Annotated in this window: 14 protein-coding genes; 10 read left to right on the top strand and 4 right to left on the bottom strand. The window is 38.1% G+C overall.

Features of this window, described 5'->3' with window-relative positions:
- Nucleotides 1–58 precede the first annotated feature (58 nt).
- Entirely contained in the window at nt 59–292 is a 234-nt protein-coding gene (locus tag JCM12304_RS03880; RefSeq protein WP_060678598.1) for a heavy-metal-associated domain-containing protein, read from the top strand.
- A 70-nt stretch (nt 293–362) separates the two neighbouring features.
- Nucleotides 363–1,070 carry a Crp/Fnr family transcriptional regulator gene (locus JCM12304_RS03875; RefSeq protein WP_077358957.1) on the top strand — a complete coding sequence of 236 codons (708 nt, stop codon included), beginning with the start codon at nt 363–365 and terminating at the stop codon, nt 1,068–1,070.
- A 250-nt stretch (nt 1,071–1,320) separates the two neighbouring features.
- Here JCM12304_RS03875 and JCM12304_RS03870 read toward each other — a convergent pair whose 3' ends face one another.
- The 3 genes from JCM12304_RS03870 to JCM12304_RS03860 all read right to left on the bottom strand — a co-directional run bounded on the left by JCM12304_RS03870 (nt 1,321) and on the right by JCM12304_RS03860 (nt 4,153).
- Nucleotides 1,321–2,112: an SDR family NAD(P)-dependent oxidoreductase gene (locus tag JCM12304_RS03870; RefSeq protein WP_060678596.1), complete on the bottom strand. Its 792-nt coding sequence runs from the start codon at nt 2,110–2,112 to the stop codon at nt 1,321–1,323.
- 311 nt (nt 2,113–2,423) lie between these two features.
- Nucleotides 2,424–2,999: a choline uptake/conversion transcriptional regulator CudC gene (gene cudC / locus JCM12304_RS03865; RefSeq protein WP_060678595.1), complete on the bottom strand. Its 576-nt coding sequence runs from the start codon at nt 2,997–2,999 to the stop codon at nt 2,424–2,426.
- Between the two features lie 254 nt (nt 3,000–3,253).
- A complete protein-coding gene (locus JCM12304_RS03860) occupies nt 3,254–4,153 on the bottom strand; it encodes a glycine betaine ABC transporter substrate-binding protein (protein WP_060678594.1) in 900 nt (299 codons plus the stop codon).
- A gap of 459 nt (nt 4,154–4,612) precedes the next feature.
- On the opposite strand from JCM12304_RS03860, the gene betB reads away from it, so the two are divergent.
- From betB to JCM12304_RS19905, 4 genes are all read left to right on the top strand, one after another.
- Nucleotides 4,613–6,070 (top strand): betaine-aldehyde dehydrogenase, encoded by a 1,458-nt coding sequence (betB, locus tag JCM12304_RS03855; RefSeq protein ID WP_060678631.1) that lies wholly within the window; start codon nt 4,613–4,615, stop codon nt 6,068–6,070.
- Nucleotides 6,071–6,325: 255 nt separating this feature from the next.
- Nucleotides 6,326–8,011 carry a choline dehydrogenase gene (gene betA / locus JCM12304_RS03850; RefSeq protein ID WP_060678593.1) on the top strand — a complete coding sequence of 562 codons (1,686 nt, stop codon included), beginning with the start codon at nt 6,326–6,328 and terminating at the stop codon, nt 8,009–8,011.
- A gap of 188 nt (nt 8,012–8,199) precedes the next feature.
- Nucleotides 8,200–8,328, top strand: a complete 129-nt coding sequence (locus tag JCM12304_RS19910) for a hypothetical protein (RefSeq protein WP_256200752.1) — start codon at nt 8,200–8,202, stop codon at nt 8,326–8,328.
- Nucleotides 8,329–8,803: 475 nt separating this feature from the next.
- Nucleotides 8,804–8,968 (top strand): transposase domain-containing protein, encoded by a 165-nt coding sequence (locus JCM12304_RS19905; RefSeq protein ID WP_369813130.1) that lies wholly within the window; start codon nt 8,804–8,806, stop codon nt 8,966–8,968.
- Between the two features lie 79 nt (nt 8,969–9,047).
- Here JCM12304_RS19905 and JCM12304_RS03835 read toward each other — a convergent pair whose 3' ends face one another.
- Nucleotides 9,048–9,584 carry a restriction endonuclease gene (locus tag JCM12304_RS03835; RefSeq protein WP_060678590.1) on the bottom strand — a complete coding sequence of 179 codons (537 nt, stop codon included), beginning with the start codon at nt 9,582–9,584 and terminating at the stop codon, nt 9,048–9,050.
- Between the two features lie 471 nt (nt 9,585–10,055).
- Between JCM12304_RS03835 and JCM12304_RS03830 the strand changes: the two genes are divergently transcribed.
- The 4 genes from JCM12304_RS03830 to celB all read left to right on the top strand — a co-directional run bounded on the left by JCM12304_RS03830 (nt 10,056) and on the right by celB (nt 15,044).
- Complete coding sequence (locus JCM12304_RS03830) at nt 10,056–11,975, top strand: BglG family transcription antiterminator (RefSeq protein ID WP_060678589.1); 1,920 nt, start codon at nt 10,056–10,058, stop codon at nt 11,973–11,975.
- 129 nt (nt 11,976–12,104) lie between these two features.
- Nucleotides 12,105–13,403, top strand: coding sequence for a 6-phospho-beta-glucosidase (locus tag JCM12304_RS03825; RefSeq protein WP_060678588.1), 1,299 nt, complete (start codon nt 12,105–12,107; stop codon nt 13,401–13,403).
- Between the two features lie 33 nt (nt 13,404–13,436).
- A complete protein-coding gene (locus JCM12304_RS03820; RefSeq protein WP_019375835.1) occupies nt 13,437–13,736 on the top strand; it encodes a PTS sugar transporter subunit IIB in 300 nt (99 codons plus the stop codon).
- An 18-nt stretch (nt 13,737–13,754) separates the two neighbouring features.
- Entirely contained in the window at nt 13,755–15,044 is a 1,290-nt protein-coding gene (gene celB / locus JCM12304_RS03815) for a PTS cellobiose transporter subunit IIC (protein ID WP_026041297.1), read from the top strand.
- The last annotated feature ends 10 nt before the right edge of the window (nt 15,045–15,054 follow it).

The raw sequence follows: 15,054 nt of genomic DNA, 5'->3' as shown, positions 1-15,054 counted from the left end.
GTACAGAAGAAGACGAAAAACAATACAATTAAATATAAGATGAGAGGGGAAATATTTCATGGAAAAAGCAGTTATTCAATTAGAAACCTTATCTTGTCCATCGTGTATTCAAAAGATCGAAAACGCGGTGAAGGGAATAAACGGAGTTCATCAAGATAGCTTAAAAGTATTATTCAATGCCAGCAAAGTAAAAGCAGATTTTGATTCAGAAAAAACCTCCATTAACGAGATCGAAAAGGCAATTGAAAATCTAGGATACCCAGTTGTAAAATCAAAGGTTAAACCCGTTTAATTGAATAAAAAGAATCGAACCTGAAGCCTAAGAAACTATCTTAGGCTTCAGATAGAAAGGAGAGATTATTTTGGAACAAAATCAATGTTCTCATCACAAACAAGGGCATTTAGAATGTATTCGAAGCGTTCCCATTTTCAATCATCTAGAAGGTTCACAAATGGATTTAATTGCGAAATCTGCCAAGACACTTCATCTGCATAAAGGGGAAATATTATTCCGTGCAGATGAGGAAGATGATGCCTTATATATTATCAATTCAGGGAAAGTTAGAATTTACCACTTATCTGATTCTGGAAAAGAACAACTTGTTCGCATTCTAAATCCGGGTGATTTCACAGGGGAATTGGCCATTTTTCATTCTGGAAGTATTCATGGAAATTATGCGGAAGCACTACAAAATACATCTATTTGTTTAATACAACGAGAGGATTTACAGAAATATTTAATGGAATACCCCCAGATCTCATTAAAACTACTTTCAGAAGTAACAATACGCTTGATGGATTCTGAAAAACAAACTACTCAAGTAGCGATCGAAAATGTAGAAGTCCGGATTATATCTTTTTTGGCTGAAAATGTTGAAAAGGGCAATGACAATAGTCCCACAGTTACCTTACCAATGTCCAAAAAGGATTTAGCCTCGTATCTTGGTACAACACCAGAAACAATCAGCCGCAAATTTACTACTCTGGAAGAACGAGGATTGATTAAACAGTTACCGAAAAAGAAAATTAAAATAATGGATTTAAATCAATTGTTACTTCATACTAAATAATTAAATTAAGCAGAATAGCTTGCTATCACTGGTGCTAGTAAAGATGGATGGACACAAGTTAGTTAAATCTCTACCCTATGAATAGAGGGGACTTTTCCTCTGTGTCCAATAAGAAAAGAAAGCCTTATATCAAAGACCCGAGGTGAGACCCAGGTCTTTACGTTTATATCCATTATTCAAAATAGCCTAGTAACTTGTAGTGTATCGAATGCATTAATGATTTGCGAACAAAACCAATACGGATGGCCTGCTAGCGCATTACCGTACCACCAGAGATTTTCACAGATTCACCCACAATATTCGCCGCTGCATCTGTCAGTAAGAAAGCTATCGTATTAGCCACTTCCTCTGGTTCTGACATGCGACCAGAAGGAACAGAGGACTGAAGCAGTTCTTCCACAGAAGTACCGGTACGTTCCGCTTTATTTTCTACAGACTGCTGACCCATCGCTGTATCCACCCATCCCGGGCATACTGCATTTACTCGGATGCCATGTTCAATCGCCTCCACAGCCATCGATTGCGTAAAGCCAATCAGCGCAAATTTGGAACCTGCATAGGCAGTATTCCCATGAGTCCCACGCAAACCGGACAGGGAGGATACATTAACAATCGCGCCACGCTTCTTCTCCAGCATCTTCTTGTAAACAAGCTGTGTCAGTAAAACGGTCGATGTATAATTAATATCCATGATGCTCTCCAGCTTTTCTTTCGTCAGCTCATCCACTGTACTGCCACCCGCAATTCCGGCATTGTTCACAAGTAACGTAATTGGCCCACAAGCCTTCTCCGCCTGCTCTACAAGTGTTTCCCGATCGCTATCCTTTCCTAGGTCAGCAAGCTGCTTGCATATTTTCGCATCAGGATGTGTGCTTCGAATATCGTCCGCAACATTTTCCAGCTTCTCCTCATTCCTACCAGTAATCGTCACAGCAGCCCCCATCCCTGCAAGCGTCTTTGCCGTAGCCGCACCAATGCCACCAGTTGCTCCAGTGATGAGTGCATGCTCGTTTTTTAGTGCTTGGTTGGAAAAAATAGACATGATAATCGCTCCTTTGTTGATTTTGGTTGTATTACTGGTTAGTTCCTCTTTTGGGGGTGGGGTTAAACGCTATTACTTGTTGTAACATGTAAAAAACACTTTTAATTGATTAATTATCAATTCACGTAGTCCTTGGTTTGTAATTCTTCCTATCTTTTGCAGTTGTCAAGTAAGCCTTGACAACTGCCTCTTCACCCAGTTTCTTCTCTTCAATAAGTTGCTGCTTTATCAATATAAAAACTAAAAACAAAACCCTCCAAACTAACTTAATAGTTTAAAGGTTTATATTCGGTGAGTGACACGCACCATAACTACACTTCATCCGCATCATCTACAGGTATATAATCAAATATTTCACCGGATTTGGTAAGCTTTGTAAGCTTGTCCAACCAACGATAATAGACCATGGCATCTGCGAGTTGCTGATAATCCAATTCAGCCTTTTTTCTTGATGCTTCATCTGTCTCACTATCCTCGATTACCTCTTTAAGTAGTGCCTGGGCCTTCTTCAGACTAGTCAAATACATACTCACTTCACGTTCCCACTTCATACCATAAAATTGAGTAAAGTAATTGAAGAAATTCTTTTCAGCTATGAAGGAGTCCTTTCGCGAGCCCTTCTGCCATACCTTTTGAACGATATTGATCTCTTGCAGCTTACGGACGGAAGTACTCATGCTTGGTTTACTCATACCGAGTGCGTCTTTCATTTCATCGAGAGTAATCGGTTCATGTTTAAAATACATGGTTGCATACAAACGTCCTACTGAAGGAGTAACGCCATACAAATCCATTGTTTCTGAGATTGTATTAATCATCATGTGTTCAACCTGGTCAATCTTTTCTTTAGCATTTCCATTGGGTAAATTATTCTGTTTTCCTTCCATGGTGGCACCTCTTTTTTGTAGATTGCATTTGCCTTATTTCATGCGAGTCAGGAAGCTTCTATTATAATAGTTACTATCGTAAAATAGCGACATGTTATTTAGTTCGTTTATAATAAATTAAACGTTTCTTTTATTTTATAATTAGTATGGCAAAGAAGCAAATGAAATTCGGCACCAGTTTTATCCTGCCTTAAAGGCTTTCTCCTTCACAAAAGAGACGATCCCCTTATCGAGTATCGTCTCTTTGCCTCTGTTTACTTCATCCACTTGTCAATGACATCCTGATTTTCTTCCACCCATTTTTGGGCGCCCTCAATCGGATTGTCTTCATTTTCTTGAATGTTAATCATTAAATCACCAAGCTGCTCATCACTCAGTTTAAAGTTTGTCAGCCATTTACTAACCTTTTCATGATCTGCATCAAATTCCTCCCGTGTTGCCATATAAATTTTCTCTACCTCACCAAAGGTTTTTTTCGGATCTTCTAAGAACTTCAGATCCACTTCAGAGAATATATAATGTGGCTTCCATAGTGGAGCAACGATCGGTTCCTCATCTTTAACCGCCTTCTTAATAGATGAAATCATTGCCGCTGTACTGCTCGCTGTTAATTCATACTCAAGACCATATTCATCAATAACATCCTGTGTAACCAACATAGTTCCTGCTCCAGACTCAAAGCCGATTATTTCCCCATTGAATTTATCTTTATTTTTATTCAAGTCCTCAATACTATTTATATCCTCCATATATGTTGGAACAGCCAATCCAACTCTACCATTTTCATACCACGGCTCTTCAAAGAAATTGGCTTGATCTTTAAACTGTTCATAATAACTCTTATCCTGGACCGGCAACCAAATTTCCGGTGCGATATCTAAATCTCCTGATGCTAATGCAGCCATCTGTGGACCCATTTCCAGCAGTTTAAATTCAACATTATATCCTTTATCTTCTAAAATAGTCTTCCATAAATTTGTAACTGCAATATTTTCAGGCCAATTAATCTGCCCGATCGTGATTGTCCCTTTGCTATCTTTTGATTCATCAGAGCTGCTATCCGAATCTGCACCTTCACTAGTTGATCCACATGCTGTAAGTACAAAAATTAGTGTAGTAATTAAAAATAATTGACCTATTCTTTTAAAATTCATTAATTATAAACACCTTTCCCTTTTAGTTTTTAGCTAACATCCAGTAAAAAACACCTTTTTTCCAAGTGTGTATTTAAATTACATGAGATGATACGTTGTCTCGCCCCCTTTTATTAAATAAAATAAATTTATTAAATATTTTTTTTAACAAAAAAATCTATATCTAATACATTAAAGAAAAATTTTGATTTGTCAAATCGCTATAATTTATTTAGCTTCTTTCCTTGTTGCTATATAGGTAATGAAACAATTTTACACTTTTTCAAGATGAATAAAAATTTAACCAATGGTATTTCTTTAGAATGAAATAGCGCTGCCAATGCAACAAAAGCCCATTCCACGTTTATTTGACAAGTAAACGAGAGTATTGTTAGTATTAATGTATTAATAACGTTTAATTTTTATTTAACAAATTTAACAATAGAATCGCTTAGGAGTGATGATGTGAAATTACAGAAGATGTATATAAATGGGGAATGGCTTCATGCCAAATCCGGAGAAACACGTGATATCATTAACCCCTATAATCAAGAAGTTATTGCAACAGCTGCAGAAGGAAATGCGGAAGACACAAAAGCAGCCATTCAAGCTGCACGGGTTACATTTGATGAAGGCAGCTGGAGTACATTACCTGCCAGCGAACGTGGTGAGATCGTTTATAAAATAGGTGCATTAATCCAGCGCGATCTGGAGGAATTAGCTGAACTCGAGACATTGGATACAGGCAAAACAGTCGAAGAAAGTCGTGCAGATATGGCCGACATTGCGAATGTATTCTTTTATTTTGGGGGTCTGGCAGATAAAGATGGTGGTGAAGTCATTGCCTCCCCGATACCAAACAGTGAAAGTAAGGTTGTTCGTGAGCCTGTCGGTGTCTGTGGCCAAATCACACCATGGAATTATCCATTACTCCAAGCCGCATGGAAGCTTGCCCCGGCTTTGGCAGCAGGGAACACCCTTGTGATGAAACCGAGTGAGATTACACCATTAACGACCGTAAAAGTTTTTGAACTAATCGAAGAGGCTGGTGTACCAAAAGGTGTCGCCAACTTAGTACTTGGTTCCGGAAAATCTGCTGGCGCTGAATTAGCTGCCAATCTTGACGTTGATTTAATTTCATTCACAGGTGGCATTGAAACAGGGAAAACTATCATGCAGGAAGCGAGCCATAATGTGAAAAAAATTGCCCTCGAGCTTGGCGGAAAGAATCCGAATATCGTCTTTGCCGATGCTGATTTTGAAACAGCTGTTGACCAGGCATTAAATGCGGTATTTTTCCATGCAGGACAGGTTTGCTCTGCCGGATCAAGGCTTTTAATTGAAGAAAGCATCCATGATGAATTCGTTGAAGCATTGATTGAACGTACGAAACAAATCAAATTAGGCAATGGTTTTGATGAAAACACACAAAGTGGTCCAATGATTTCAGCTGAACACCGTGCAAAAGTGGAAAACTATGTGGAAATAGGCAAAAAAGAAGGTGCCAAACTGGTTGTTGGCGGAAAGCGTCCCGATGATCCTGCATTGCAAAATGGCTTTTTCTATTTACCTACCATATTTACAAACTGCACAAGCGATATGCATATTGTCCAGGAAGAGGTATTTGGGCCGGTATTAACAGTAGAAACATTCCAGACCAAAGAGGAAGCTGTCAAACTAGCAAACGATACAATTTATGGCTTGGCTGGTGCTGTTTGGACACAGGATTTGAGTAAAGCGGATTTTGTTGCCGCACGCTTACGAATGGGTACCGTGTGGATTAATGACTTCCATCCATATTTTGCCCAAGCACCGTGGGGTGGTTATAAGCAATCAGGCATTGGCCGTGAACTTGGCCGTGAAGGCATGGAGGAATATACTGAGGTAAAACATATTTATCGCAATACACAGCCGGAGCCTGTTCAATGGTTTAACTAAAATTTTAATAGAATAATAGCTCTAACTCTTCTTAGGCAGGAAGGTTTAGAAGCTATATAAAGTATTTCAGCCATACGTTTTGGCGGATTTCCAAAAAGAAAAGCTGTGCCATGATTCATTTCATGGTGCATTACTTTTTGGTCAATTCGTTAAAATTATATTTAATAAATAAAATAAACTTAATGAAAATAAATGGAAGATAACGTTTGTTAGATTGCTGAATTCTATTTAACTATCTTCAAGGAGGTATTTCACATGAATCAAACATATGATTACGTAATTGTTGGCGGTGGCAGTGCAGGTTCTGTACTCGGGAACCGCCTAAGTGCAGATAAGAGTAAGAGTGTCCTTGTTCTGGAAGCAGGAAGAAATGATTATTTTTGGGATCTATTTATTCAAATGCCTGCAGCTCTAATGTTCCCATCAGGTAATCGCTTTTATGACTGGATTTATTCAACGGATCCAGAGCCTTATATGGATGGACGACGTGTTGCCCATGCAAGAGGCAAGGTGCTTGGAGGATCAAGCTCCATCAATGGTATGATCTATCAACGCGGAAATCCATTGGACTATGAGAAATGGGGCTCGGAACCAGGGATGGAAAATTGGGATTTTGCCCATTGCCTCCCATACTTCAAACGTCTGGAGGCAGCCTTCGGATCTGATTCTACGGATGACTACCGCGGGCATCATGGTCCAATAAAATTAAAGCGTGGACCTGCAAAAAACCCTTTATTCCAAGCCTTTTTTGAGGCGGGTGTAGAAGCTGGTTATGCAAGAACACCAGATGTTAATGGTTTTCGTCAAGAAGGCTTTGGCCCATTTGACAGTCAAGTGCATAATGGCAGACGGGTTTCTGCCTCACGGGCCTATTTGCGCCCAGCGATGCGCCGCAAAAACCTTACTGTAGAGACACGTGCGTTTGTTACAAGCATCAATTTCGATGGTACCAAAGCGCAAGGAGTAACATACCAAAGGAATGGAAAAACCTATCATGTTAACGCAGGAGAAGTCATTCTTTCTGGTGGTGCATTCAACACACCACAGCTATTACAATTGTCTGGTGTAGGAGACGCAGAGCATTTACGCTCATTAGGCATCGACCCGATTGTTCACTTGCCTGGAGTAGGGGAAAACCTGGAAGATCATCTCGAGGTATATATCCAGCACGCATGCCCACAGCCAGTTTCCATGCAACCAAGCTTAAATAAAGCTAAAATGCCTTGGATTGGCTTGCAATGGTTACTCGGACGTACTGGACCAGCATCATCCAATCATTTTGAAGGCGGCGCGTTTGTGCGTTCGAATGATGAAGTGGACTATCCAAACCTCATGTTCCACTTCCTGCCGTTAGCAGTGCGATATGATGGCCAAAAAGCAGATACGGAACACGGCTTCCAGGTACATGTTGGACCAATGTATTCCAACTCCAGAGGAAGCCTGAAGATCCGTTCCCGCAATCCATTTGAGCATCCAAGTATTGTATGTAACTATTTATCTACCGAAGAGGATCGTCGCGAGTGGGTGGAAGCAATCCGTGTTGCACGCGATATTCTCTCCCAACCGGCATTGAAACCTTACACCACTGGTGAAATTTCACCCGGGCCATCTGTCCAAACAGATGAGGAGATCCTGGAGTGGGTCAAAAAAGACGGGGAAACGGCACTTCACCCATCATGCACAGCCAAAATGGGACCAGCCTCTGACCCAATGGCTGTCGTAGACCCAAATACCATGAAAGTTCATGGGCTGGACAATGTACGAGTAGTAGATGCATCCGCCATGCCAACTACAACCAATGGAAATATCCATGCACCGGTATTAATGCTGGCAGAAAAAGCAGCTGATATTATTCTTGGACGCGAACCTATGAAGCCGGAGTATAAAGATTACTATCGTCATGGCGTTCATCCCGCAGATGCAGGGACGGTTAAGGGATAAGTTGGTGATGGGTTGATGGAAATATGAAGGAGACCGTTCTTGGTAGGGGAGCGGTCTTTTTTTAGTTGTGAGAGGGGGATGGGAGTAGATGCTTATCCTAGTAACTCCCGTTTATTATTAGTTGTGGTACGGTTCACCTTACAGGTTTGTAGGTTAAACAAAAGACACATAGGAACCGGAGCCTTCCATTGGAAGAAGAATCCCTTCCTTCAGATGGACAAGGACTAATTTTTATTCAGGATTCTCTCTCGGTAGAAGTACGACTAGAAACTGATATGGGCTCACTATTCGATATCATGCATCTTCTACATAATTAATGCTAATTTACCATTCTATAAAAAATTAAATATATAAATACAAGAATCCGAATAAGCAAGTTGGAATCGTTTTCATATACTTATTATATGAAAACGAACGAACAACAATAAATCAATCGAATATTCCAAGAAGAGAACCGAAGCGTTAGAAAGTTTAGCATTGAAAGAGAATTAAAGGATGTCAGTGTCGAAGAACGTTATAAAAAATGATTATAGCGTAGCCAGCCAGTGCGGGGGTTTTAAACATAGCTACATGAACAGACACCATGTGTTCTGCCCAAAAGCGCTCTAGATCAAGCAATCAAGTATTGTGGTAACAATGGGATCGTTTAGGAGGATTCCTTAAAAATGGTCGTTTGGAAGTGATAACAATCGTGGATAACGACCCATTAAACATTTTTTTATAGGAAGGAAAAACTAATTGTTCAGTAATACAACCAAAGGTGCAACCTCAAGTGTAATTGTCTATAGTATTGTGGGAACGGCAAAGGAAAAAGGAGTGAACCCATTTCATTATCCGGAATACTTACTTGAGGAACTTCCCAATATGAATAACACAAAAATTGAAGATTTAAATCAGTTTCTCCCTAGGTCACCGACGCTTCCTGAAGAATGTAGGATTCCTAATAAAACTAAATAAAACATAACATTCGTCCCCATCTAATTATAGGATAGGGACTATTTTACGCTTATGGTATAAACATATTCTCCTCAGATATCTATTCCAATAACAAATTTACTAATGGTTCTGCATTTCCATAATATGCAAAGTTAGTGGGACATTGTAATTTTAAATCATAAATTGCAAAAGTATACTTAGGATAAGAAAAATCCATTATTTTCCTAGGTGATAGTGAATTTTGTATTGTCATTATGGAGCTATTTACAATTTGTAATAGAGTTATTCCATGTATTCTAGCATAATCCATTGCCCCCTGTTGAAAACTTGATGTTGATATGAAGATACCTTTGTTTGCTCCAATTCTTTGAATTGTGTCATGTAAGATTTGAATCTGTGACCTTTTAATTTTACTTTTGTATCTTTTACATTCGACCACAGTCTTATAATTTACACCAAAATGATTAAATTCTATTAAACCATCAAGTTGATAACTTCCATCATTTGTTTTAATAATTTGATTGTGTTTGATCGTGCAATTTTCTAATTCTACATTAGTAGTTTTCAATAGTTCTAAGCAGTAAACTTCAAATTCTTTTGGAGTTAACTCAGTTACTATATTTTCCAGTATGTTCACACCATTCTACCATCCTTCTTGGATAATAATAAAACTCTAGAAATGATAAGTTAATATCAACTATAATAACTCCAACCACATAAATATTCCTTTTCTAAATTGTCATGCCCTGTTGTAGTAGTTAAATTTTTTAGATTTATAAGATTATTATTATAAATAACCTTCTTTCCAGTTCCTTACTAACTAATTTAAGTGCCTGGCACTTCCTGCAACTTCCAGCTTTTTGTAATGTTTTGTCTATGAATAGTTATTAAGAATCCATTACTTAACTCAACAGTCGTTGAGCAATTAACCCCTTCTTTATTCTATCATAAATTTAGGATAATTTTGGTAATATATAGTCAGTATCATGTCCAAATAACAATACAGTACTCTTCCCACCTATAATAAATTCCCTATTACTCTCTAAACTCAACCATTCTCCCTCATTATGTTATAATATATATAATTTTCTAATAACGAGGGATGAAAATGAATTCTCGATGGATAAAGATTATACAATATCTTATTAAAGTTGATACGGATGTAACAAGCAGTGAACTTGCTGCGACATTAAACGTGAGTTCTAAGACCATCCGAAATGATATAAAAGAGATTAACCGTAGTTTAGAAACGGAAAATTTATGTATTACTTCCATCCGTGGGAAGGGCTTTTCACTTAAGCAAGATAAACGTCATTTCATAGACCTCTTAGGAAAGTGGAATAAGATTGGAAGTAATGTCCCCATAGAACCGGAATCCAGAATTAAATTTATACTGGAAACTCTATTAATGAATTCATCCTATGTTAAGTTAGATGATTTATCCGATATGCTGTTTATTAGTCGATCTACATTGCAAACTGACTTGAAGGAAGTACGTGGCATCCTTGATAGCTATAGTTTGCAACTGGAACACAAACCAAATTACGGAGTGATAGTCAAAGGGGATGAAAAACAGATTCGCTTTTGTATCTCTGCCTATCTTTTGCGTGAGAAATTAGATGGGAAAAAGTACGACGTAGGTCAATTGGGTAACTTTTCTTCTGAGGAAACAAATTTAATTTATACTCATTTAGTAAATAATTTGCGGAAACATCATATAGTGGTTGCAGATGTTTGTTTACAAAATCTATTTACTCATATTGTTCTAGCATGCAGAAGAATTAAAGAGAGTAATATGTTTGATATAAATAGCGAAGACTATCTTGAACTAAGAGACACAAAAGAATATGAAGTTGGACGGAAAATTCTAACGGATATTGAGAGAGACATAGATATAGTCTTCCCGGAAAAGGAAATAGCATATTTAGCTTTACATTTAAAGGGAACGAAACTATCGAATAATTTAGATGGCACTCGAACTGATTTAAATAAAATAATAGACACGAAAATAGTAGAATTAGCTCAAAGCATGATTCAGCGTATAGAAGAGAAGTGTTCTTTACATTTAGCTGGAGATAATAAATTATTATTTAACTTATGCTTACATTTACAACCGGCAATTAATCGATACAAACAAGACATGAATATTTATAATCCCATGCTGGAGGAAATTAAAACATCTTATCCACTTTCTTTTGAAGCTGCTTTAATTGGTTCCAAAGTACTTGCTGAGGTATTGGAGATTCAACTAAATGAGGATGAGATTGGTTTTTTGGCTCTACATATCGAAGCTGCCCAAGAACGGTTAAAAACGAGAAATGTTCGCAAAAAGCGTTGCCTAATTGTGTGTGCATCAGGAATGGGTAGTGCCGAACTTCTTTCTTATAAACTTACCAATCAATTTAGTGATCAATTAGAAATCATTGGCACTACGGAACTATATAACTTGGAGAATACGATACCCAGTGACCTAGATTTTATAATTACTACCGTACCAATTGATATGCAAACTAGTATTCCTCTCATCTATGTGAGCACCATTCTTGGAGAAACGGATATTAAACAAATTGAAACCGCTATAGATGGAGAAAAGAAAAAGGATAGATGGTATTTGGAACAAGAGCATACCTTTATAAATTATGATCTTAGTTCACCAAAGGAGGTTATTACATTCCTTGGGAATCATCTGGTGGAAAGAGGGCTCGTAGGAGAAGATTACATTGATTCTGTCCTTGAGAGAGAAAGTTACGCTCCCACTAGTTTTGGTAACTTAGTAGCTATACCCCATCCCATTGAGCAAAAAACCGATAAAACCTTTTGGTGTTTGATGACATTAAAAAAACCAATTGTTTGGGGTGATAAACCTGTTCAAGTCGTCTTTTTACTAAACGTAAATAAAAGTAAAAAAGAAGATTTGAAGCCTATGTTCCACTCTCTGGTAAGATTGGTTGATAATAGATCAACAGTACATCAGTTGCTTGATTGCAACACATACCACGAGGTGTGTAAGGTAGTACAGCAACTTTAAAAGCAAAGGGAAACTCCTTTGCTTTTTTTATTTATTTAATTTCCTTTGCCAACGGAAAAATACTGCCTTTTAATGAATGCGCTTACAAAATAATATAGGTATATAGCAATAAATCTATTTTAAAGGAGGGTGAGTGTCATTAAGCTTACCGTTGTGGGAGGAGGATCTTCCTATACACCAGAATTAATTGAAGGCATTTTGAAGAATCAAGACATCCTAAACGTTTCTGAAATTTGGTTGGTTGATGTTAAAGAGGGTGAAGAAAAGCTTGCTATTATTGAAAAACTTGCAAATAGAATGGTTAAAGAAAGTCACACTTCAATTAAAATAGTCGCAACCTTAAATCGAAGGGAGGCCATTAAAGACGCGTCCTATGTTATTACTCAAATCAGGGTAGGCCAATTGAAAATGAGAAAATATGATGAATATATTTCTATTAAACATGGCGTTATTGGACAAGAAACTACTGGCGCTGGCGGTTTTATGAAGGCGCTAAGAACCATACCAGTCATCCTTGATATTTGTAAAGACATAGAAGAACTTGCGCCAGATGCATGGCTACTAAACTTTACAAACCCTGCAGGCATTATAACGGAAGCAGTTCTAAAACACAGTTCAGTAAAGGTGATCGGCTTATGCAATAATCCTATAAATTTCTATAAAAAATTTGCAGACATCTATCATGTGCCAATAGAAGAAGTTAGCATCAATTTCACTGGAATTAATCATTTGATATGGATCACTGGTCTTTTTATAAATGGCGAGTCAAAAATAGATGATATCCTTACAGGAAAATCACAGAGTTACGAGGCTAAAAATATCCCTGATTTTGGTTGGGATGTTGACTTCTTGCAATCATTAGGGGCCATACCTTGTGGTTATCATAAATATTACTATCAGACAGATAAAATTTTAAAAGAACAGCTTGAACAATACAAAGAAAATAAAACAAGAGCAGATCAGGTACAAGAAATAGAAAAAGGGCTATTTGAGTTATTTAAAAATCCTGATTTAACTCAGAAACCAAAGGAACTTGATCAGCGGGGTGGCGCATTTTATTCAGAAGCTGCTATAAATTTGATCTGCTCTCTCCATCTCAATACTGGCAATATACACACCCTTAATGTACGAAATAACGGAACAATAGCTTGTTTGCCGGATAACGTAAGTATTGAAGTGAATTGTGTTGTAGAAAAGCACCAGGTTACACCAATGTTGGTAGGAGATGTTGGTCCCCAAATTAGAGGATTGCTTCAGCATGTAAAAGCATATGAAGAATTAACGATAGAGGCTGCTGTGAAGGGGAGCTGGAACCTTGCATTTCAAGCCTTAGCCATGCATCCACTATTACCATCTACTGATGTAGCTAAAAAAGTTCTTAATGAAATGCTCGAGGTTAATGAGCATTATTTACCCGCATTTCATTAAAATAAATTTCACGCTATAAAGGAGTTAATACAAATGAAAATAACTTTACTGTGTGCATTAGGAATGAGTACTAGTTTGCTTGTGGAAAGGATGAAGGAAGCTGCTGGAAAACGAGAACTAGACGTAGAAATTGAAGCTCATTCTGTAGATGATATTGATGAACAATTAAAGAGCGCTGATGTTGTCTTAATAGGTCCTCAGATCCGTTACAAAAAGAATGAGTTATTCAAAAAGGCTGATTCCGCAAGGGTCCCCATCGACATTATAGAAATGAGAGCCTATGGAACAACCGACGGTGAGAAAGTGTTGGATCAAGCATTGGGATTAATCTAAAGGAGAGGATTAACAATGATGGAACGATTTAATTCATTTATGGAACGTTACTTTATGCCAGTTGCCGGAAAATTGGCTGAGCAGCGTCATTTAAAGGCAATAAGAGACGGCATTATTGCAATAATGCCGTTGCTGATTATTGGTAGTATCTTTCTTATTATATCTTCACCGCCTGTGCCTTCTTGGGCGGAATACATGAAACCTTATGCTCCGACACTAAATATTCCTGTAAATGCGACATTTGGACTTTTGGGTTTAATAGCCGTTTTCTCCATAGCTTATAATCTTGCGAAAAGTTACGGAATGGATGGACTATCAGCAGGGGTGCTGAGTATAGCTGCCTTTTTTGTTGCTACCCCTATGACAGAAGAGGGTAACATTCCGCTTAATTTAATGGGAAGTGAAGGCTTATTTATAGCAATCGTATTAGCTATATTCACGGTAGAAGTATACCGCCTTTTTGAACGAAAGAACATTATTATCCGTATGCCAGACGGAGTCCCTCCCTCTGTGTGGAGAGCATTTACAGCACTAATACCGGGTGCAGTAATTGTTTTTATTGTATGGGGTGTGGATGTCATTTTAAAAACTTCACTAGATTTATCGCTCCACGGAGTAGTTGCGGCACTTCTAAGAGAACCCTTACAAATGGTTGGAGGAAGTTTCTGGGGTGCAATGGTTGCTATCATTCTTATTCATTTACTCTGGTCGTTTGGTATTCACGGAATTTCAGTTGTTGCCAGTATCATGGCTCCAATCTGGTATAGTCTAACAGATCAAAATGTTGCAGCACATCAAGCGGGAGAGGCATTGCCTCACGTAGTAGGGCAACCATTTATGGCGATTTGGTGGGCTGTGGGTGGATCAGGCATGGCCTTAGCTTTAACCATATTATTCGTTTGGCGTGCACGTTCGAAGCATTTAAAAGGATTGGGAAGGGGATCTATATGGGCTAGTATGTTTAATATTAGTGAGCCGGTTATTTTTGGAGCACCTGTGGTAATGAATCCTCTGCTTGTTATTCCGTTTATATTGGCACCACTAGCAGTTGGTATGATTACTTATTTCTCCATGACTCTCGGCTTCGTTGGAAAGCCTTATGTCATTGTACCATGGACGACTCCTCCGCCATTCTCAGGAATATTAACAACTGGTGACTGGCGTGGCGGTGTACTAATGATGATTAATATTTTTGTTGCAATGGCAATATATTATCCGTTTTTCCGTTTGTATGATAAGCAATTACTGGCAGAAGAAAGTGAAACAAAAAGTGATGAGACTCCCGAGAAGATGATGAAAGCAAAATAAAGCAGGTGAC

Origin of the sequence: Virgibacillus halodenitrificans JCM 12304, assembly GCF_001310895.1 — a bacterium.
Classification (GTDB): domain Bacteria; phylum Bacillota; class Bacilli; order Bacillales; family Amphibacillaceae; genus Virgibacillus_Q; species Virgibacillus_Q halodenitrificans.
This window is presented reverse-complemented; position numbering and strand designations above follow the sequence as displayed.